The following is a 21,457-nucleotide window of genomic DNA, read 5'->3' on the forward strand; positions in this document are numbered from 1 at the left end:
TCCTAAATAATGCACCTACTATCACAGTCAATCCCATCTTGCCGAGCGTGAGGTTTCAGAATATAGTATACTTCAACCCCAAACTGATTCACAACCCAACTAGTACCCTAAAAGAAAAGCCCGACATCAGTGAGATGCCGGGCTTCCTAGTTGCCTGCCTATTTCTGTAAGAGAACTAGTCTTTTACTTGCTGTGCTTGCGCTTCGTTCTCACTGAGCTCTTCTTAATTACGCTCACGCTTAATTTTCAAGCTTTCTTGCTCTTCCAGCTTGAAAAACTACCCTTCATAGTTCAACTCGCCGGCTCCCACGCGCAAGCGGACACTCGGCTCGGCCGTGATGCGACCAGCTACTTGGGCTTGGTAACCAGCGGCCTGGAGTTGGGCAGCTACGGCAGCGGCTTGGTCTTCATCGGTTACGAGGAGCATGCCGTTGCCCATGTTCCAATAGAGGTAAGCTTCTGCGGGCGTGATGCCAGCTAGCTCGGCCAATTGCTGCATGGCGGGCAATGGCTCAAACAAATTGGTTAGCTCGGCGCCCACACCGTTCTTCAGTACGCGCTTGAAGTTGTCGGCAATGCCACCGCCGGTGATGTGCGCAGCGGCGTGCACTGGCAGCCCCGCATCCAGCACAGCTCCTACACCAGGTGAGAAGATAAGCGAGGGCGCCAGCATCACCTCACCCCAAGTCTGGCCCATTTCGGCGGCATCGGAGCCGGTGTAGGGAGCCGTGTGCCAAGCTTCACCGAAAGCTTTGGTGAGGGCACGGCGGGCCAAGGAGTAGCCATTGGAGCGGAACGAAGGCGAGCGAAGCGCTACCACGGCCTGACCCGCCCGCACATTGGCCCCGCTTAGTGGGCGCTCCAAGCTAGGGTGCAACACCCCCACGGCCGTCGAGCACCAGTTGAAGTTCATGCGGGCGCCGGGGTAGCCACCGATGCGGTTGCCCAATTCGGCAATTTCACCGCCCGTTACGGCAATCTTACTGAACTGCGCCGCATCGTGTAGGCCGCGCATCAGTTCATCCACCACCTCGTAGTTGAGCGTGTTCACGTCGATGATATTCGACAGGTTGGTAGGAATGAAACCCGCCACCACCAAGTCGTCGGCCACCATGGCAATCAGATCGTAACCGAGTGTGTCGTACCGGTCTGTGCGCTCAGCTACTTCAATCTTGGTCCCAATCCCGTCGGAGCCAATACCAAGCCGCTCACTGCCAAAACGGATTTCATTGGAGAAGCCCCCGGCCAAGTCCTGAGCTGGCTCGCCGGGCTTACCAGCGCGGGTACTGAAGGTTTTCTGCGCCCAATGGTATGCATTTTTGGAAGCGGCATTGCCTTCTTCGATGGAGTAGCCGGCGGTTTCTTTGATAGTAGGTTCGGCAGACGTCTGGCTCATGGCAGAGGGAAAATCAAATAAAGCAACTGTCATCCTGAACAGGGCGAAGGGTTTCATTACGTCAGAACTAGCCTAGTTCAATAGGTATTCAGACGTACGAAGACCCTCCGCTCAACTCAAGATGACAGAGAATTTCAAGTTAGTGTTCGGTGGGTTCCGGAGCCTTCGCACTTACAGAAGTTATGGCTTCGTTTGGCTCTTTTTTGCGGTGGCTCTGGCGTTCTTCCTGAATGTGGCGCAGGTACTTCGTGACGTCGCCGGTGGGATAGTTGCCGGTGAAGCACGCAAAGCAGCTACCGCCGTGGCCTTTGTCTTCCGAGAACAGCTCCTGCAAATCATCGAGCGACTGGTAGATAACCCGATCAGCTTCAATGTATTGGCAGATTTCCTCCTCGGTGTAGTTGGCCGCAATTAGCTCAGTGCTCATGGCCATATCGATGCCGTAGATGCAGGGGCTGACGATGGGCGGCGCGCTGGAAATGAAGTACACTTCTTTGGCGCCGGCTTCGCGCAGAATACGCACAATGCGCCGCGACGTAGTACCGCGTACAATGCTGTCGTCGACTACGGCTACCTTCTTGCCTTCTACAAACTCACGGATGGGGTTCAGCTTTTTCTTTACCACATCTTCGCGGCCAGCCTGGCTGCTCACGATGAAGGAACGCCCCATGTGGTTGTTCTTCACCAGCGCCCGCCGATACGGCACGCCAATAGCCTCGGCCAAACCCGACGCCGCAAAGTAACCCGACGAGGGCACATCAATCACCATATCCGGCTGTATACCCGACTCTATCACCTTACGGGCCAGCATCTTGCCTAGCCGCACCCGCTCCCGGGCCACCAAGCGACCATGGATAGTAGAATCTTCGCGGGCAAAGTAGATGTGCTCGAAAACGCAGAAGTTCTTGGGTTGCTGATACGGATTCTTATAATGAACCTTGTAGTCGTTGTCGATAAACACGGCCTGCCCCGGTCCGACATTCTTGATGAAGTCGAAGCCCAAATAGTCGAAACAAGTGCTTTCGGATGCGAAGGCATAGACCGGACCGCGTGGCGTTTCGCGGCGGCCAAGTACCAGCGGCCGGATACCCAACGGGTCGTTGAAGGCCAGTAGGCCGTGGCCGGCAATGATGGTGATGGTGGCGTAGGCGCCTTTCACCAATTCTTGCGTAGTTTCTACGGCATCGAAAATATCTACCACCGACAGGCGGTCGAGATTCTTGAGGCGCAGCTCCGACGCGAAGGTGTACATGATGAGCTCCAAGTCGTTGCTGGTTTTGGGCAGCACGTGGTACTTCTCATGTAGGCGCTTGGCCACCTGCCGGAAGTTGATGACGTTGCCGTTGTGCACCATGCTGAGCCCGAAGGGGTAGCTGGTCGTGAACGGCTGCGCCAGCTCGGTGTCGTTGGAGCCTTGGGTGGTGTAGCGCGCGTGCCCGATGCCGATGTTGCCCTTCAGCTTCTTGAGCTGCTTGGGTTTGAACACGTCATTGATGAGCCCGTTGCCTTTATGTAAATGGAAATTATCGTCGAAGGTGGCAATGCCCGCGGCATCCTGCCCCCGATGCTGGAGGGCGGTGAGGCCAATCACGATGTCCTGCACAACGTTATCGGGGCCGTAAAAACCTACTATTCCGCACATGGCGAGTTCAATTAGAAATTGAGAGTTAAAAACTAAAAATTGAGGAAGCAAGAATGGCTCACTGAAGAGTAAGCCACGCGTTGCTAGTTAATTGTCATTAACTCTCAATTTTCAATTGCCCCTGAAGCAAGCGGACCAGCGTGTTGGCGTACAGTTCATGTTCCACCAACAGCCCGCGCCGCTCCACCTCCGACAACGTATCGGCTCCGCGCAAATCCACTGTGCGCTGAGCCAGGATGGGGCCCGTATCAAGGCCCTCATCAACCATATGTACCGTGATTTTGGTTTCCGAAAGTCTGTTATTAAATGCCCATTCGTAGGCGTGAAGTCCTTGGTGCTGATGCGTATCCGCAGGATGGATATTCAGGATGCGGCCCGCAAAAGCTTGGATAAACACCGGCGATAAAATTCGCATGTAACCAGCCAGCACTACGTAGTCGGGCTGGTAGGTTTGCAGCAACTTCACCACCTCGGCGTCGTATTCGGGGCGCTTGAGACCTTGGGAGACGAGACTGGCCGTTGGACAGCCTAGTTCTGCCGCGGTGGCCAGGCCAGGAGCATCGGGCTTGTTGCTGAACACGACGGCTATTTCGGATAGTCCGTGTAGCTCGCCTTGCTGCACCGCTTTCACCAAGGCCACCATGTTGGAGCCTCTGCCCGAAAGCAGGATGGCAAGGCGCTTGGGCACGTCCGGCTGCCCGCCTTCTTTGGCGAGAAAGGAGCCGGGAGCCGACGTTTCGGTGGGGGCGCTATGATTCGGTAACTGGCTCAACGTACTTGATTGAAGGCAATTTCGGGAGCAGGCCGTTGGCCAATATCACTCCGAATATAAGCATCTTGGAAGTTAACTTTTCCTACTTCTTTGTAGACAAGCTGTACCGCCTCTTCCAATTCCTGTCCGTGAGCTACCAGCACCATCACCCGGCCGCCGCTCGTTACCAGTTGGCCGTCTTGTTGACGGGTGGCACCGTGGAAAGCGAGGATGTTGGGGTGCAGTTCATCGAGGCCAGTGATGGGAAAACCGGTAGGGAATTTCGCAGCCGGGTAGCCGCCTGAGGCCAGCACCACGCCTACATAGTAGCCGGGCCGCTGCCAAACGGTGGTCTGAGCCAGGTTGCCATCGAGCGTCGCTTCAATGAGTTCGAGCAAGCTGCTTTCCAGAGCGGGCAGCAACACCTCCGCTTCCGGGTCGCCGAGGCGGACGTTGTATTCCAGCAGCTTCGGGCCTTGCGGCGAAAGCATGATACCGAAGTACAGGAAGCCCTTGAAATCGAAAGGCTCACTTTGCAGACCAAGCAAGGTTGGGTCTACGATGTCGGTGCGGATAGCGGCCAGTATGTTGTCGTCGGCGAAGGGCACGGGGCAGTAGGCACCCATGCCGCCAGTGTTGGGGCCTTTGTCGCCGGCCAGCAGTTGCTTATGGTCTTGGGAAGGCGCCAGCAGCCGGATGCGGTTACCGTCGGTGATACCGATGATGCTGATTTCAGGGCCACTCAACTTTTCTTCTAGGAGGAAGCTGAACCAGCCAGTGTGCTCGGCTTGCAAATCGGTGAGGGCCTGCTCGGCTTCCTCTATAGAAGAGCAGACATACACGCCTTTGCCAGCAGCCAGACCGTCGTATTTCACCACTACTTGCCCGTCAAGCTCCACTGCCTTGGCACGAGCCTCGTCCAACTGGTCACTCCGGTACTGCCACGACAACGCTGTAGCTACCCCGTGCCGCCGCATGAAGTTCTTGCTCCACACCTTGGAGCTTTCCAGCACCGCCCCGGCTCGGCTCGGCCCGAACACGCGGATATCGGAACCGGCAAAGTAATCGACCACGCCCGCCGCTAGTGGTGCCTCGGGCCCTACCACAATCAGCTTCACGCCATTGGCTTGGCAGAAGCTTTGCACCGCCGGAAAATCAGTGGCGCTGATTTCAGGGTGACTGTTCGGTATGCCGCCATTGCCGGGGAGTACGTGCACGGTGGCACCGTCGCGAGTCAGCTTCCACGCCATGGCGTGTTCACGGGCCCCGCCGCCGAGGAGTACTATAGTTTTAGGAGTTGCTGACTTCATGCTGTGTTGAAAGAACCAATTGAAAAGTCAGTTCTGTGGTGTTCTGTAATGTAAAACCAAGTCTTTGGTAGAGCTGCAAGGCTCTCTTGTTCACCTGTAGTACGTCTAAACGAACCGGCTTATCCACCGCCAAAGCCTTCGTTATGATTTCGTTTAAGAGAGCGGTACCAACTCCTCTACCCTGAAATTCAGGTACAATCAGCAAGCTCTGAATGAAAAAGCAGTCGGGCTGCTCTTCTGCTTCCAGAAGGCCGATTTCTTTTCCCTCATATAAGAGTATTGTGGTGCTGTCAGGCTTAAAGTTCTCGGAGTGAAACACTCGTTGAAATTCATCTTCCCATCCCCACACCTGCTCTATATAAGGTCCGAGAGCTTGCTTCTTGATAGCTAGCGTAACCTCGAAATCCGCAGCTGTAGCCGGACGACGAGCAAGCTGAACCAGACTCTCGGGCTTAGAGGCCTTTAAGTCTTGGGGTTCCGCCTGCAACGTGTCTTTCCAGTCGCTCATTTCGCTTAGCTGATGTCTTCGATGGAAAGAATCTTGCCGTCTTCCAATTGGAAAACCGACTTGCCCTGCATCTGCAAGGTGTCGCCGGGCTTCAAGCCGTTTGGGAATGCTATGGCTGCTACGCCGGTATAGTCAATCAGGACTTCCACCCGATTATCGGCGACTTGCCAACTGGTGACGCGCTGCTTCCGCTGAGAGAAATACTGCTTGGCCTGCTCGGCTTGCTGCCGGAAGCTTTCCTTGCCGGTCGTCGTCAGGTTCACTTCACCGCCGGCAATGTTCTTGAACACTACCTCGTCGTGCAGGTCCGCCACCATTCCGTCTACGTCGAAGCGGTTGTAGGCTTCGATGTAGGCTAGCACGATTTGCTTTGGAGTAGCGGTGGTTTCCATGACGGCTAAAGAAGTGGACTATTGCACCTGCAGTTCAGCGTTTGAGGGCATACTCATTGACGAGTTCAGGCATCTTTCATGATACCAGCACGCACTAGGTTGCTCACGAGACGGGCCTGTACGTCGCCATCGGTGGTGGTTCCGTTACCAGTTTGTAGCGGAGCACCCGTGATACGCTCGTAGATATCGAGGTAGCGGCGGGTGGCTTCGGCCGATACTTCGGGCGTGAGGGCGCGGGGGTATTGGCCGTCCTGCTTGTTGGCAATCAGCCACTGCCGCACGTACTCTTTGTCCATTTGCTCGGCCGACTCCGGGTTCTTGGCGTAGTCTTCGGCGCTCCAAAACCGCGACGAATCCGGCGTGTGAATTTCGTCGATCAGAATCAGCTCACCATTCAGCAAACCGAACTCGTATTTGGTATCCACTAGGATGATGCCGCGCTCGGCCATCCACTGCGAAGCGAAGTTGAACAACTCCAGCGCTTTCACGCGCATCTTCTCGTACAGCTCCGCCGATACCCACCCCTCCGATACCAAGTTCTCGGGCGTGATTTCGCGGTCCGACTCCTCTTTGGTGGTAGGCGTTACAATCGGCTCGGGGAACTGCTGGTGCTTGGTTAAGCCATCCGGCACGGTTACGCCCGAGAACGTGCGCTGGCCATTCAGGTAGCCGCGCAGCATGGAACCCGTGAGGTAATTGCGCACCACCATTTCCACCCGAATCGGCTCGGCTTCCTTGGCCAACGTTACGTTGGGGTCGAGCAGGCTGATAACGTGGTTCGGGATGATGTGCTGCGTCTTTTCGAACCAGAAAGCGGCCAGCCCGTTCAGCACCGCGCCTTTGTGCGCAATCGGCGTTTCCAGCACCGAGTCGAAGGCCGACAAACGGTCGGTAACGACGATGAGCCGCTCGCCCGAGGGGCCCGGTACGAATCACGGACTTTGCCACGGTGCAGGAGCTCGAGCTGCGGGGTATCGAAATGGTTGAGGGTGTCCATAAGTAAAGTGTCAGCCGGTCCGGAAGGCCGATGAACTGCGAGGGTATCTTAAGATGAAAACTGGCTGGCTTCCTGCGGCGAAACGGCGGTCTGGCGCTGGCTCTGCACGTGCTCCACAATGTTGCGGAACAAGCGCAGCCCGTCGCCTTCCTCACTCAAACCGGGGTTGAGGCGCTTGCGCCGGGCCCAATCGGGGTGGTTATATAAGGAGAGGAACGCCTCCGGGTGCGGCATCAGCCCGAATACCTGGCCGGTGGTGTCGGTCAGACCGGCGCAGTTGAGGTCGGCGCCGTTGGGGTTGTGCGGGTACACATCGGTGGGCGAGCCGTCGAAATCGGTGTAGGACAGGCAGTTGAGCGCCTGCTCTTCGATGTGGGCCAGCGTGTCGGTGCCTGAGATGATGAGGCGGCCTTCGCCGTGGCGCACGGGCACTTCCATGGTGTCAAGGCCCTTCAGGAAAGGCGAGTTCGACTTCGGGTTGACTTTCAGCCGCACCCACCGGTCTTCGTAGCGGCCCGAGGCATTGTGCGTGAGCGTTACTTCGGGCGTCACGTTGCCGCTCAGGTTGGGGAGCAGTCCGAGCTTCACTAATACTTGGAAGCCGTTGCAGATGCCCATCACGAACTTGCCGTTGGCCACAAACTCTTTGATGTCATCGAGCAGGGTGCGGCCTTCGGCGTTTTTGCGGTAGCGCAGCTTGTTGGCCAATACTACGCCGGATCCCAAATCATCACCGAAGGAAAAACCGCCGGGGAAGTTCAGGATGTCGTAGTCGTGGATGCTGACGTGGCCGTGCAACACTTGGTTGAGGTGCACGATGGTTGCTTCGGCGCCCGCCAAGCGGTAGGCCGCGGCGTATTCTTCTTCGCAGTTGATGCCGAAACCCGTGAGAATCAGGGCCTGGACTTTCTGGCTGGTATCGTTCATGTGTTGGTCGTTCATCGGGCGGCCTCCTCTCCTGCTAGCTGGCCGAAGCCAATGATGCGGTTTACCGGGCCGTTGGTCCACTCGTGGCGCAGCACGGCCGTGCTGGCCGCAACAACGGGCTGCCCGCGTGGCGCACTGTTAGGTGGCTATCTAGTGTAACTACCCCGAGGCGCGTGGCGCGGGTTCCGAAGTGCTGCTCGAAAGCCACCACATCTTCGGGCGCTACCGTGGCCACAAACCGGGAATGCGACTCCGAAAACAGTTGCACGTGCACCGGCAACCCTTCGGGCAAATCAACCGTGGCGCCGTAGCCGTGGCCGAACGTGGCTTCCGCCAGCGCCACCGCCAAGCCGCCATCCGACAGGTCGTGGCAGGATTGGATGAGGTGCTGGTCGTTGGCTTGGCCCATGAGGGTGTAGAGTTCCTTGGCCTTGTCGAAGCGCACTTCAGGCACGTTGGCACCTAGCTCGCCGAACAGTTGGTAGAACTCCGAGCCGCCGAGCTCATCGTAGGTTTCCCCTAGTAGATAAATGACGTCGTCGGCTTGCTTGAAGTCGGAGGTGATGGTGTGGCGGACGTCTTCAATCTTGGCCGTCATCGAATACAGAACAGTCGGCGGCACGGAGATTTTCACGCCGTCGGCCTTGAAGTCGTTCTTCATCGAGTCCTTACCGCTGGTGAGTGGAATGCAGTAGGCGGCCGTAGCGTCGCGCAGGGCTTCGCACATCCGTACCAGCTTGGCTAGCTTGAGCTTACCATCGGGGTTGGTGGTGGCATCGTACACCGAATCGGGTACGCAGAAGTTGTCGTTCACCGACCAGAAGTTGCCGTCGCCGTAGCTCAGGTTGGGCAGCTTGCCACCCACGGCCACAATCTGGCGCACCGCTTCATCGAAAGCACCGGCCGACATGTGGTAGGCGTCCAAATCACCGAAGCGGGGCAAAATGCCGTTGCTCACGGCCACGCCTTCCCAACTCTCGAAGTTGAAGCGCACCACGGCGGCATCCTGCGGGGCCTGACCGGTAGCACCCATCAACGGCTTGATGATAGTGCGGCCTTTCACCTCGTGGTCGTACTGCCGAATCACCGACTCGCGCGAGCAGATGTTGAGGCTGCCGAGCAGGCGGGTGAGAACGTCGGTGTAATCGGAAGTAGCGGGCAAGGTCGGCTCTGCGGCTTGGGGCTTGCTCCACTCGGCTTCCAGCACTTTGCGCGGCACGCCGTTGTGCAGAAACTCCATGTTCAGGCGGGCCACCGAGTCGCCATCGAAGCGTACATCGAGGTAGCCATCGGCGGTGAAGTAGCCGATGTCGGTCAGCTCCACTTCCATTTCGCGGCCCAAGGACAGCAGCTCGTCCATCTTGGCGGGCTCCACGGCCAGCGAGAAACGCTCCTGCGACTCGCTCACAAAAATCTCCCACGGCCGCAACCCCGGATATTTCAGCGGTACTTTTTCCAGCTCCACCACGGCCCCGCCGCTGATGGTTGCCAGTTCGCCAATGCTGGAAGACAAACCGCCCGCGCCGTTGTCGGTGCTGCACTTGATCAGGCCGCGGCGCGTCGCCAGTACCAGGAAGTCCATGGCCAGCTTCTGCGTAATCGGCGAGCCAATTTGTACAGCCGTAGCCGGCGAGGTTTCGTCTAGCTCGATAGAAGAGAACGTAGCGCCGTGAATACCGTCTTTTCCCACCCGGCCACCGGCCATGATGATGCGGTCCTGCGCGTCAATCTTCTTCTCCCACGAATCTAGCCCGGCCAGTTGCATCGGCATTACGGCACCCGTACCGCAATACACCAACGGCTTGCCGGCATACCGGTCATCAAACACAATGGCGCCGTTCACCGTCGGTACGCCCGACTTGTTGCCGCCATCCTCGATACCCTTGCGCACGCCTTCAAAAATGCGGCGTGGGTGTAGTTGGTTGCTGAGTAGCGTGCCGTTGAACTCGGGGTTGCCGAAGCACAGCACGTTGGTGTTGAACAGCAGCCGCGCGCCCCCAATGCCGGTAGCCAGTGGGTCGCGGTTGTTGCCCAAGATTCCGGTAATGGCTCCGCCGTACGGGTCGATGGCCGAAGGCGAGTTGTGCGTTTCCACCTTCCACACAAACAACGACTCAGGGTTGATGCGCACCGCGCCAGCGTTGTCGGAGAATACTTTAATCAGCCAGTCGTTGCCGTTGGCCCGCAGCTGGCGGTCCACTTCGGAGGTGGCATTCTTGATATAGGTTTTGAACAGGCCGTCGATTTCGTGCTCCTCGCCGGTGTCCGCGTCCTTGTAGTTAATAACGGCACTGAACTCCTTATGCTTACAGTGCTCCGACCAGGTTTGGGCAATGATTTCCAGTTCGCAGTCGGTGGGGTCGGCGGGCAGGCCGGCGGCTTGGCGCTCGGGGCAATGGCCACGTAATGGTCGCGCACGGCCCGCATTTCCTCTAGGTTGAGGGCGTAGAGGTTGTCCTTCGAGAGCTGCACCAACTCGCTGTCCGCCAGGTTGGTGAGCGGCACGAGGTTGGTAATGGATTCGGCCCCACCACCGGGCCGCGGCGTGTAGTCGCGGATGTCGGTTATGGGGCCGGTTTCGAAGCGGTTGATGAGCTTGTTGCCGAGCAGTTCTTCGGCAAGGCGGCGCAGGCTACTCTCGGGCAATTCGTGCTCCAGGAAGTAGAGCCGTTTGCTGAAGATGTGCTGCGTGTGCGTGTCGAGAGGCTGGTTCAGGAAGTCGCCGAGGGCGTTCTGCGCCGATATGCCTTCGTCGTCGGTCACGCCGGGCAGCTTGGCCACCAGGATGTAGCTCTTGTACGTGGGCTCGTGGCGGAACTCGTCGAGGGCGACATCGTGCAGCACCGGGTCTTGCAGGCAGTGGGTCGCGAAGTCGCGCAGCTGCTCGTCGGTTACGGGGTAGCGCACCGTATAGAGGGCGGTGCTTTGCACCCGGCCAGTCGTGAGGCCAAGGTGGCGTTGGGCAACTTCTGCCACACGTTGGCCCTCGCCATCATGTTGGCCGGGCTTGAGCAGAAGCTGAATGGTTCTTTGGGTAGATTCCAAAAGGGAAGTGGGTTATCTATTTTTCGGTTTCCCACGCGCCGCAACTGGCAGCCGTGAGGAAGCATACCCGCGCAGAGTACGCCGAAAATGCCTTGCTCCTGCGCCGGTTGCGCCGAAGTAGGTTTAAGAAAACGCTTTTTCCGGCCGACTGCCGGGCTTCACCACCGGAATACCTGCCCGACACAGCGGGCAATCATCGGGTGCGTAGGTGGCCGCCGTTACCGGCAGCAGTGCAAAGTTCGGAAAAGTTAGCTCAGCTTTCCCACCCGTCCGGTCAATTAAACTTGCCACGGCCAAAACTTTTGCGCCTAACCCTTCCAGCACGCGCGCTACTTCGTTGGTGCTCTTGCCGGTAGTTACCACGTCTTCGGCAATAACAATTTTCTGCCCCGGCTCCACCGTGAAGCCCCGGCGCAAGGTCATTTGTCCGGAATCGTCGCGCTCCGTGAAGATGCCCGGTACGCCGAGTTGGCGGGCCAGTTCGTAGCCAATCACCACGCCGCCCATAGCGGGGCCTACTACCAAATCAGGCTGCAAACCAGCAGCTCGCAACTGTTCGGCTAGCTCAGCCGCCGCCGGTCCGGCCAAATCGGGGCGCCGCAGGAACCGGGCACACTGCACGTAGGTATCGGAATGCAAACCGGATGAAAGCCGGAAGTGACCGCGCAACAGAGCGTCTTCCTGCACCAGTTGTTGCTCCAGCGTTTCGGGGTAAGGGTGGTAGTCAAGAGGTGGTTGGTGGATGTGAGAGTGAAAGGGATTCTAGACGATTTGTAAACGTATGGATTGAAGCTTACAGCTAAGCAACTTTAATGAAAGGGTTTTCTTTGTCTATGTTTTGCTCGACGAAACCAATGGCATCTTGCGCACTATCGAAAAACCGTTTTTCAGTATTGTCATAACTTGAAACTGTGTATCGATTATCGTAAAAGTATAAGCAGACAAACTCGTCTGCTTGGCCACGCTCATACGCATCATAGCGCCATAGGCCCAAACGTCCTAAACTAATATATGGCAGCAACTGACGAAGGCTCCTTGATGCTCGACAGGCATCTAAGAGTTGAATAGTTTTGTCGGGTTGAAAATGTGGAGGAAATTCCGCTAAACGGCTACGTATTTGATGCCATTTTTCATTATTCTCAACCATATCTCGCTGCTATGTTGCATTTGCAAGTCACTCTTTTACAGAGGGCTCAGCGTTCCAAATAGAGCTACACGCCTACCGGCCGCAGCTGGTTGATTTGAATAGTTAGCTCTTTGGCGGCGGCGGCGGCATCCAAAGCTTGCCAGATAGCGCGCGAAGCATTAATCAGAAGCCCCTGCCCATCAGGGCGCAAGCCGGCGGTCAAAGTTGCCTCCAAATCGCCGCCTTGCGCGCCGATGCCGGGCACCAGGAACCACTGCTGAGGGCTGATGCTCCGGATGCGAGCTACGGCTTCGGCGTTGGTGGCGCCTACCACCAGCCCGATGTTGTGGTGTTGCTCGTTGAGTTCCTGTGCCACGCAAGTGGTGTAGTCGGCGAGGGTGCCGCCCCGGGTGAGGGTTACATCTTGCAGGGAGTGCGCGGGTTTGTTGGACGTTTTGGCCAGCACGAAGACCATCTTGCCTTCACGAGCGAAGGGCACAATAGAGTCGTCGCCCATGTAGGGGTTCACCGTCACCGAATCGGCCCCAATTACATCGTAGGCGAAGCGGGCGTAGTGGTCGGCGGTGTTGGCAATGTCGCCGAACTTGCCGTCTAGAATCACCAGCGCCTCCGATGGAATCCGACGTACTATGCGCTGCAACAACTCTACTCCGCCCGGCCGGCTCAGGAAGAAAGCCAAGTTGGGTTTGAAGGCCGCTGCGTATTCTGCTGTCTGCTCGATGACTTCGGCCAAGCGGCTTTCCACTTGCGCATCGTCGCCGATGGGGTCGAGCCCCACGCAAAGCAGGGAGTTAACTTGCTGAACGCGGGCAGTGAGTTTGTTCATGGGGTGGTAACTGAGAAGGTGACTGCTCTGAATGAAGCTTAGCGGTTTACCATATTCGGGTTAGGCACTACGTGAGCACACTCGTGCGCCAACCTGGCTGATAGGCCGGGTTCCAGCCATTCGCCGCTGGCAATCTGCACGGCCGAAGCGCCGCACCGCAAATAATCCGTAACGTGGGCTGCCGTAAATACCCCACCCGTTCCGAAGATGGGTATCGTAATGCGCTCATCGTGGGCCAGTTCCCACACGCACCGTAAGGCCACGGCCCGCAAGGCCTCGCCCGACAAGCCCCCTACCAGAGGCGCGGCCGTGGCATCATCAGGTAGGTGTAGGGCCCTGAGCAGGTTGGTAGCGGCCAGCGCGGTAGCGCCGCCCTCCTGGGCACCCAGCGCGAGGCTGCGGATATGCTCGGGCCAAGGGGGCAGCTTCACCACTACGGCGGATTCCTGTCCTAGCTCGTCGCGCACGGCCTGGGTGGCTTCGCGCACAAACTTGGCGGTTAGGTCTTGTCCGTTTGCTGTATCGGGGGCGGCTATGTATACTTCCACTCCGGCTATCTGGTCGGCTACTTCGCGGGCCAGAAAACGGGCAATTTTCCGGAAGCCCGGCACGCCCGGAGCCGTGATGCTCACAAACACAGGCACGCCAAATCGGCGCAAATGAGGCAGGTGTTCGTTGGCCAGAATTTCTGCGCTTTCGGTGCGCATATTAGTGGCGTTGAGCAGGGTCTGGTCAGCAACCTGCCAAATACCTTCTTCATAGAGCCCAGGTTTGGGTTCCATGGTTACGGTGCGGGTGAAGATGCCGCCTAACCGCTCGTAACCGAGTCCGTCGGGCAACTGCCAGCTGGCAGCGGCCAAACAAACGGGATTTCGTAAAGTGAGGGAACCGAGTTGCATAGCGTAGAAACTAAAAAGTCCGTCGGGGTACGAAGGACTTTATTTCAAATATTGTCGGAGTGAAAATCTACTAGGAGCCCGACCCAATCTAGGAGGTCCAACGGCGCGACTTACACCGCGTCATTCTCAGCGAACTACTCCGTCTTACTACCGGCGTAGCGAGGATATAAGCAGGTCAGTAACGGCGCCCAAGTTAGCACTAAGCTACTGCACGCACGTGCGACAAGAGAGTATCAGTGTATTTGCAAGCACCCGTCACGCCTACGATGCGTGGCATGTTGTGGATGATTACGAAACCTTTCTACTCACAGTACTTATGGGCACCACGCATCATAACATCCTATACTTTGATTACTGCCATCCGCTTGGGGTCGGTACTCAAGTTTCGGTTGCCGGCATACGCCGAAGCGAGAATAGCGGCTGCCGCTTTCGGAGCTAGGGTATTGGTGTCCATCAGAGGTTAACTGATATGCGTGGTGAGGGAAGGCGGAGGTGGCCGGTGGGTGCCGGGTCACCTGAATTAGCAGGGCACAAAAAAACCGCTTCGGAGACCGGAGCGGCGAAATGGCTAAAACCCAGAAGAACGAAAGAATCAATAGAAGAAACGACCTTTTGGTTGTCTCGCAGGACAGCTTCCAAGCCAGCCCCGCGCTTCATCGAGTAAGTTTGATTTAGGTGAAGCACGTCGCAAAAGTACCAAACCATTTTCCCGCTACCAAATATTACGATTAAATTATTGTTGCTCTGATGTTATTCCACTTTCCAGGTGACGTTGGAAACCCAAGCGTTTCAAAACCCCAAAATTTTACACATCACACTGAATATCAGTAATTTTATACCTGTCCCCAATACTACTGTTTGGTTGCCGCCTCTTCTTTTATTTTAAAGAATATTTTGGCGAGGCGTAACATTCATTTTGAAAGCCCGAACCACCTCATTAGATTTGTACAATTTTAAATTACAACTACTATTATACTATAGTGTAAAGCACAACTCAAAATTTCCAAGGTGCAACTCTACCATTGAGTGCTATTATCTAAGACATTCGTGGCGCCTTAACAGAATGATAACCAACTTCAATAAATTCAATTCATTCGGTAAGCGGTAACTTTGCTGTTGCAGAATTGGCCCTTTTCGTTTTTATTATGAAATACACTTTACTCAGTTTCTTACTTATTGGCTTGTTGCTTTTGTCGAAAGCGGCACATGCACAAGAATCTAGCTCGGGTGGCCCTATCCAATACACGGAAAAAGTGTTGGATGACCAAGGCGAGACGACCGTACTTTACAAGCGCACTGTGGATTGGAGTGAAAATCATTTTCCTTACACGCCTAAGGCCACGCTCAAGGCGGATGCAGGCAAAGGAGAGGTGCGAATGACGGGAACTGTGAAAATCAAAACCACTTCCACTTCCGGGCAAACTCAAGAGCACCCAGTTATCTTCGAATTTAATTTCCATGCGCTTCCTACCGGCGGCTACGAATACAGCGTAGGCTTCTTTCGGGTAATTCTTGATACTCGAAAGCCCGACGAAATGGTATCTGTTGAAGAGTATGTGACCCAACTTGCCATGGATAAAAACAACGAGCGTACCCACAACGACCGGCGCGTAACAGCCCAGTCCAACTCTTTGGCTAGCGAAATAGCTATGTCGTTTCGCTCGTACATGAACAGCCGCCCGGCTTCTGGCGCCGTCGAATAAGCAAAACCTACAGACCGCATGAAACGGGAGGCAAGGTTGATAGCTGCGTAAACATGGCAGTTAACAACCTTGCCTCTCGTTTTTAGCGTTCGAGAAGGCGGTGGGTACGAGCAGGTAGCTCGCGGGCATCAAGCAGCAACAGACCATCGAGGGCGTTGCTGAAGTTGGGGTCGAGATTGAAGCCGAGCAAGCGAGCATTTTGCTTGAGATACTGACGCAACAACACCGGAACTCCACTACCACCGGGCTCTAGCCCACTGATGAACTGCTGCAAATCCTGCAGGCTTGTAAGCCCTGTTTGCAGCAGTTCGGGTGCTTCTCCGGCATCCAAGGGTTTGTATCGGAATTGCTTACGCGGCTTTACGTGTTGCGCCAATTCTGCATCAAAAAAGTGGCGCCTTAAATAATCGACCATTACCGCTTTTGAGGTGGCAGAAAATCGGTTACTGATGCTCACCGGCCCTATCAGATAGCGGTATTCTGGATGGGTGGCCAGGTATTCAGCAATGCCTTTCCAGAGCAGCGACAACGGCAGCGCCTGCCGCTGGTACTCCACTCGCACGAACGACCGGCCCAGCTCCAGCGACTGACGCAACAGCGGATTCAGCTGCTTTTTTAATTGGAACAACGAGTGCAGGTAAAATCCTCGCCGCCCGTACTGACGCAAAATTGCTCGTCCTAGCCCCAGTCGGTACGCGCCAACAAGCAATTGCTTTTCACGGTCGTACAGGAACAGATGTCGGTAGTAGTCGTCGTAAGCGTCGAGGTCACTAGGTTGCTGAGTGCCTTCCCCTTCGCGCCGAAAAGTAAGCTCTCGCAAGCGGCCGATTTCACGCAAAACATGGGGTATTTCGCAGCGCTTCGCCACATACACTTCCCACCGGCCGCTAATAAGCAAGCATCGGCCAGGGCGCAAAGCAGCAATGTCGGCTTCGATAAGAGCCGAAGAAGTTTCGGCAATGACGGGAAGCACGGGCAGTGGCGGTAGCAGAGCGGCGAGGTAGCGCTCGGCCGAAGTACCAAGGGCATATACTCGTGCTCGAAGATACGCTAGCCGGTCGGGCGCCGGAAGCCGATCCAATACGACCGGTGCCACAGGCAGCCCTATTCTCACTTGAATGGTTTGCCCGCGTTTGTTGAGCAACTCGACTGGTAAGCGAGCCGTGCGCAGCAGCGGATGTACAAACCCTAATAAGCTGAAACCAGCGCTGTTTTGCCCACTCAGCCATATGGGCACCACCGGCACACGAGCAGCATCCAGCAGCCGGCCAGCAGTAGGGCTCCAGGCGGAATCAATGGCGGGGCGGAAAGGAATAGAGCTGTGAGCAACCTCACCTGCGGGAAAGAGAAGCAATGGTACATCGTTGTGCAAGTGGCGCAACAAGCGGCGCACTCCCGGCACGTTGCGACCAGCCGCTGCCCGTTCTGGACTAATCAACACTAGCTGCGCAGCCAAGTGCGGCAACAAGGGAGCCAGTAACTCGTTGGCCACTGCGCGTATCTCAGGCCGGACCTTGCCTAGCAAATGCAACAACACAATGCCGTCAATCAGGCCGCACGGATGGTTGGCTACGGCTACGAAAGCACCCGCGGGCAACCGCCGTAGCTCATTAGGATCGTATTCAACGGTGATGCGAAGTTGCAACAGCAGTTGTTCCACGAAGGCAAGCCCATTATGATGACGGCATTGCTCGTAAAGCTGTTGTAAGTCACGTAGATGCGCAAATTGCTCCCACAAAGGACGCAGTAGCTCACGCGAACGGCGTAAAGCTCCTGGCAAATACAGGTGATGCGGGGGAAGCAATTCCATTTAGAATATTTCGGGTAGAGACAAATAGGATAGCTCTCAAACTTCCGAAATACAAATTAGCATCCCGTTATGGGCTGATTACTAAAATATTAAGAATGGCGTTTCACAGTATATATCCAAATATAAATACAGAGAGCCGCGTTGCAGCGCGGCTCTCTGTTCTCCTCACTTTCTTGTTCACTTCACTCACGACAAAAGTACGTGTTCCAGTGAGTATAAGCTAGGATAAAGAATTGGATAATAAAACGTTAATATGTGCTTACGACTCCCACTTTTGCTACCAAACCTGTGCTGCTAGTAGCTGACAGACATTCAGCAGAATAGAACAAATCAAGTTAGTAGCCCTTAGGGAGTAAGCACTTAATTGGTTGGGCCACTGTCAACCCGCGCTTCAACAGTGCTCTGTACTGCGGTGCTTACTGCAGACAGTAAATCGTAGCCTGTGACTTGCTCGATGGCGTCGACAGTGGTTCGGTAGGTGCCCCAGTTCGTATTCACGCTGTTGTCGTTGGGCGTATCGATGGCGATGACGCGAGTGCTAGCACTGACACGACTAGCATCTGAAGCACCGTTAGGTAGCACGACTACTACTTTCCAACAGCGTGCGGGCACTGTTATTTTACCGCCTGCCACCGTCGTGGCGTAGCCATTGGCGCCGGTTCCACCCCGGCCGTAACTACCGCAGACGATGTATAACTCATTGCCAGCTTCGGCAAGAGTGCGGCAGTAATTTTCGAGCCCGGCCCAAGTGCGCTGATTGTTGTTTGGAGCCTGAGGCATCATGTTACTCATCAAAAAGGTAGCCGTGTTATCAGCAACCGAGCCGGTGCGGTCGGCGGAGGGGCAATTGTGGCCCCGGTCGAAGCCCGAGCCACTATAGCTGCTACTCGTTGCTTTAAACCAACCTGTGGGGAGCGAATTATCGGGTCCAAAATTGTCTTGACGCGGGGTACTGCCCAACCAAGCGCTACTTAAGTGCCAGCTTACCCAGTTCGGAATGGCCCGGTCGCGGTGATATGACATTGTGAACTGCGGCTTTACCAGCAAGTAGTTGGTGTACTGCGTTGAACTGGCTACTGCACCGCTCGGATTACCCATTGCCAAGTTGCCGTCGCGCGTGGCCACTACATCAGACGATTGAACAACGGCGCCAACTTGGGGAGCAACTAATTCGTCTTTAGCGCAGGAAACGGCCAATACAGTGAGTGAGCCACTAATTAGTAATCGGTAAAAAGTACGATGCATGAGCTAAGTTGTTGAGGTTGAAGTGAGCGGAGTAGATGCGGTAAAGGTTGTTAATTACACACAACCAAACGTTATGAGCATATTACCATTGACTATTCATCGTTCTACCCTTTCCATTCTCTACTCAGCGCATTACCTACCCCATGTCATGCTTTCTTAGCCTCTAACAGTCCATAAACGGCCCATTACCAACCGCTACTCCATAGCAAAGCCCCTGCTGGGAGCAACCAACAGGGGCTTTGCTATGGAGTAGATACCCGAATTTACTCAGTGGCAGGAATGCCGTTGAAGGCAGTCATCGGCTGAGCAATGCCATACGATTTACTGGATGGTCTTTTGCTGTATTCTTTCTTTAGGTTTTTGAGGTCTGAAGCAGCCGCCTGCAACTTGGCTTTGAGTTCCTCGGCCGTGCGGCTGTACGGACTACGCTTGCCAGTCCAAGCTAGAAACTGCTTTATTTCTGCTTCAGCAAAGCTGAGCATAGTGGTGGCGTTTTGCAGGAACTCTTCTTCTACTTCCATAAGATTAGCCAGCTCGTTTAAGCAGCTTATATTGTTTAAAACATTTTGCAATATAAAAAGTTGATGTGTATCTATCAAGCTTTAAACAGACATTCTATTACACTATATTTCTGAAAGTACAATTTCAAGAAGGTGTGTAATTATCGACCTGTGACCACTAGCTTTTGAGTGCTGAGAAGCTGACCTCGACCTCCAAGTAGCACCAAGTGGTACAGTCCTGCTGGCAACGTGGTATCAACTAATTGCAACGTCGATTCAGTAACTGGAATCTGCCGCAACAAGGTTCCGTGCATGTTATAGATGGCTAGAGCAGTAGCCTTGCTTTCATACGTACGTATCCGTACTTCGGCGGAAGTAGCAGCAGGGTTAGGGTACACTTCTACTCCCGCGGCAGCTTGCTCGCTTAATTTCACAACCATTACTGGAGACAAACTTTCTTTGCCGTCGGTGTCTACTTGGCGCAGACGATAATACAGCGTAGTGGCACCCAAGGCGGCAACTGTTTCATCGTCGAAGCTATAGCTCTTGCCGTTGGCGCTTGTGCCACTGCCTTCTACCTGGCCGAGGGTTGCGAAGCTACCTTTGGCTTGCTGAGCACGCTCCACTACGAAGTAGCTGTTGCTAGCCTCCAAAGCCGTTTGCCAAGTTACCTCCACTTTACGCCCAACGGCTTTCGCCTGGAAGGATTTTAACTTTACGGGCAGAGGAGCCGCCAACGCATTGATAATTTTGGGAAAGCCCAGCGGACGGTCTTGTGCAAACGCATAGTAAATCCGCGTTTGGTCGAGGGCACTAACGGCATTATTAACCTCAATTTCTACACGCTGAAAATCCTGCGTGGTGCGGAAGAAAACCTCAGCGCGCCCATCTGGCAACAATCCTTGTTGCAGTAAGCTTGCTCCACTAGCCGTTTCTAGCAATCGGTCTCCATTGGGGCCGCCATAGGTACGCAGGGTAATACCGTTGAGTAGTTGCGTATTGAGTAGGCCGCTGCCCTGATTGAGCACTACTCCTGCCGAATTGCCTGCCTCTCCCGACCCATTCAAATTCAAGCGGAGGGCCGTTGACGTTAGAGCCCCGGCCAAGCCCGTACGCATAGTAGCATAGTCGTTGCTGCTCATGTTGCCATCGGCGGCTCGCTCGGGGTTGAGCACGCTCGTATTGGCACACAGCACACACAGAACACCGTCGGAAGCAATAGCAAACTGACCAGCACCACTCGAAAAGTTGGATAGCACCGGAGTTTGGTCCCGGAAGACACTAGGCTCTAGTCCAAATCCATAATACAAGGCTAGGTTATCAAGGGCACTTACTGCTGAAGAGCGAGTTATTTGTACTTCATCGAAGGCCAATGTAGTTGGGAAGCTTACCTGCTGCTTGCCCTCTGGCAACACCGTTATTTGTAGCAGTTGGGCGCCGGTAGCCGTTTCCTGCGCTACCCCATTTTTGTAGGTGGTAATGCGCAATCCGGTTAGGGCACTTAAATCGAGCAAGCTTTGCTCCCCTACCACAAAACCCGCGTAATAGCCGGCGAGCGAGGGAGCTTCCAACTTCACTCGTAGCGTGCTAGGGCAGCTTACCCCGGCCAATGTCGTGAAGGTGGCGTAGTTGGTTAGTGTCTGATCTGCTGCCCGTTCGGGATTGAGTACACCTGAGTTAGCACACACCGTTACTGTATTATCCACTACAGCGGTGCTATAGTTGCTGCCTTCCGTCGGCGTTGCAAAACGAGACACCACCCCACTAGCAGTTTCTACCAGATTGGCGTCGATGCCATATGCATAATATACCCGAACGTCGTAGCTAAGATTGAGCAACGCACCGACTTCAAGTTCAATTTTGTCGAATGCCTCAGTAGCTAAAAACTCGATCCGACCGGGCTGAGTTGAACCCAATGCAGTTTGCGCAAGGGACGTAACGTCTAAGGTCTGTTTGGGAGCGGTTCCGAGATAGGTATGCACCTTTACCGTACCGATAGCCGATAAGCCAGTAGAAGTTCCGATTACCACTCCAGCTCGGTGGTTTTTGGGCACTATGCCCGACATATCCATCCGTAGCGCAACGGGCCCAAGCAAAATAGAGGAGCGTAATGTGGCAAAAGTGTCGAAATTTGCGTCTACGGCATTGGCTTCGTTGCTGATGCTTCCGCAAGTAGCACCAAGGATAGTGAGTGGGCAGGTCCGGCTGAAGCTAGAGCGACCCGTAGTAGAATAATAGACAGTGTTTGTTTGCTGAGCCCAGATGTGGGACGTTCCAAACAGGCACAAAGCCAAAACAGATAACATGCGAAAGTGAAGACCGTATTTCATTGCAATAGGGATTGGAATTATAGATTCGA

At 55.1% G+C, this 21,457-nt stretch carries 18 protein-coding genes and 1 pseudogene; 1 reads left to right on the forward strand and 18 read right to left on the reverse strand.

Annotation, left to right across the window (positions count from 1 at the left end; all coding sequences use genetic code 11):
* Positions 1–277: 277 nt before the first annotated feature.
* The 14 genes and pseudogenes from MUN86_RS20840 to MUN86_RS20905 form a co-directional block, all read right to left on the reverse strand.
* Positions 278–1,396, reverse strand: coding sequence for an AIR synthase-related protein (locus MUN86_RS20840; RefSeq protein ID WP_245119911.1), 1,119 nt, complete (start codon positions 1,394–1,396; stop codon positions 278–280).
* A gap of 139 nt (positions 1,397–1,535) precedes the next feature.
* On the reverse strand, positions 1,536–3,038 hold the full coding sequence (gene purF, locus MUN86_RS20845) for an amidophosphoribosyltransferase (protein ID WP_245119912.1): 1,503 nt from the start codon (positions 3,036–3,038) through the stop codon (positions 1,536–1,538).
* 97 nt (positions 3,039–3,135) lie between these two features.
* Positions 3,136–3,810, reverse strand: a complete 675-nt coding sequence (gene purN, locus MUN86_RS20850; RefSeq protein ID WP_245119913.1) for a phosphoribosylglycinamide formyltransferase — start codon at positions 3,808–3,810, stop codon at positions 3,136–3,138.
* On the reverse strand, positions 3,807–5,099 hold the full coding sequence (gene purD / locus MUN86_RS20855; protein ID WP_245119914.1) for a phosphoribosylamine--glycine ligase: 1,293 nt from the start codon (positions 5,097–5,099) through the stop codon (positions 3,807–3,809). Before purD ends, purN begins: the two co-directional genes overlap by 4 nt.
* On the reverse strand, positions 5,080–5,607 hold the full coding sequence (locus MUN86_RS20860; RefSeq protein ID WP_245119915.1) for a GNAT family N-acetyltransferase: 528 nt from the start codon (positions 5,605–5,607) through the stop codon (positions 5,080–5,082). Before MUN86_RS20860 ends, purD begins: the two co-directional genes overlap by 20 nt.
* Positions 5,608–5,612: 5 nt before the next feature.
* The gene (locus tag MUN86_RS20865) at positions 5,613–5,999 is read right to left on the reverse strand and encodes a nuclear transport factor 2 family protein (protein ID WP_245119916.1); all 387 of its coding nucleotides are present in this window, start codon (positions 5,997–5,999) and stop codon (positions 5,613–5,615) included.
* Between the two features lie 65 nt (positions 6,000–6,064).
* A complete protein-coding gene (locus MUN86_RS20870; protein WP_280640652.1) occupies positions 6,065–6,901 on the reverse strand; it encodes a phosphoribosylaminoimidazolesuccinocarboxamide synthase in 837 nt (278 codons plus the stop codon).
* 143 nt (positions 6,902–7,044) lie between these two features.
* Positions 7,045–7,923, reverse strand: a complete 879-nt coding sequence (locus tag MUN86_RS20875) for a phosphoribosylformylglycinamidine synthase subunit PurQ (protein ID WP_245119918.1) — start codon at positions 7,921–7,923, stop codon at positions 7,045–7,047.
* A gap of 61 nt (positions 7,924–7,984) precedes the next feature.
* Positions 7,985–10,123 carry a phosphoribosylformylglycinamidine synthase subunit PurL gene (locus tag MUN86_RS20880; RefSeq protein WP_245119919.1) on the reverse strand — a complete coding sequence of 713 codons (2,139 nt, stop codon included), beginning with the start codon at positions 10,121–10,123 and terminating at the stop codon, positions 7,985–7,987.
* 132 nt (positions 10,124–10,255) lie between these two features.
* Positions 10,256–10,444 (reverse strand): annotated as a pseudogene (locus tag MUN86_RS31900) (hypothetical protein); the annotation flags it as partial.
* Positions 10,445–11,091: 647 nt separating this feature from the next.
* Positions 11,092–11,655: an orotate phosphoribosyltransferase gene (pyrE, locus tag MUN86_RS20890; protein ID WP_280640549.1), complete on the reverse strand. Its 564-nt coding sequence runs from the start codon at positions 11,653–11,655 to the stop codon at positions 11,092–11,094.
* A gap of 112 nt (positions 11,656–11,767) precedes the next feature.
* Positions 11,768–12,115 carry a DUF6193 family natural product biosynthesis protein gene (locus tag MUN86_RS20895; protein ID WP_245119921.1) on the reverse strand — a complete coding sequence of 116 codons (348 nt, stop codon included), beginning with the start codon at positions 12,113–12,115 and terminating at the stop codon, positions 11,768–11,770.
* Positions 12,116–12,179: 64 nt separating this feature from the next.
* Entirely contained in the window at positions 12,180–12,941 is a 762-nt protein-coding gene (pyrF, locus tag MUN86_RS20900; RefSeq protein ID WP_245119922.1) for an orotidine-5'-phosphate decarboxylase, read from the reverse strand.
* Between the two features lie 38 nt (positions 12,942–12,979).
* On the reverse strand, positions 12,980–13,840 hold the full coding sequence (locus tag MUN86_RS20905; protein ID WP_245119923.1) for a dihydroorotate dehydrogenase: 861 nt from the start codon (positions 13,838–13,840) through the stop codon (positions 12,980–12,982).
* Between the two features lie 1,145 nt (positions 13,841–14,985).
* Between MUN86_RS20905 and MUN86_RS20910 the strand changes: the two genes are divergently transcribed.
* On the forward strand, positions 14,986–15,543 hold the full coding sequence (locus MUN86_RS20910; protein WP_245119924.1) for a DUF4468 domain-containing protein: 558 nt from the start codon (positions 14,986–14,988) through the stop codon (positions 15,541–15,543).
* An 82-nt stretch (positions 15,544–15,625) separates the two neighbouring features.
* Here the strand turns inward: MUN86_RS20910 and MUN86_RS20915 are convergent, their stop codons facing one another.
* The 4 genes from MUN86_RS20915 to MUN86_RS20930 form a co-directional block, all read right to left on the reverse strand.
* The gene (locus MUN86_RS20915) at positions 15,626–17,353 is read right to left on the reverse strand and encodes a bifunctional lysophospholipid acyltransferase family protein/GNAT family N-acetyltransferase (protein ID WP_245119925.1); all 1,728 of its coding nucleotides are present in this window, start codon (positions 17,351–17,353) and stop codon (positions 15,626–15,628) included.
* Positions 17,354–17,713: 360 nt separating this feature from the next.
* Entirely contained in the window at positions 17,714–18,598 is an 885-nt protein-coding gene (locus MUN86_RS20920; RefSeq protein ID WP_245119926.1) for a DNA/RNA non-specific endonuclease, read from the reverse strand.
* Between the two features lie 263 nt (positions 18,599–18,861).
* Positions 18,862–19,119, reverse strand: coding sequence for a hypothetical protein (locus MUN86_RS20925; RefSeq protein WP_245119927.1), 258 nt, complete (start codon positions 19,117–19,119; stop codon positions 18,862–18,864).
* Between the two features lie 140 nt (positions 19,120–19,259).
* Positions 19,260–21,428, reverse strand: a complete 2,169-nt coding sequence (locus tag MUN86_RS20930) for a T9SS type A sorting domain-containing protein (protein WP_245119928.1) — start codon at positions 21,426–21,428, stop codon at positions 19,260–19,262.
* Positions 21,429–21,457 lie beyond the last annotated feature (29 nt).

Source organism: Hymenobacter volaticus, from assembly GCF_022921055.1.
GTDB classification, from domain to species: Bacteria; Bacteroidota; Bacteroidia; order Cytophagales; family Hymenobacteraceae; genus Hymenobacter; species Hymenobacter volaticus.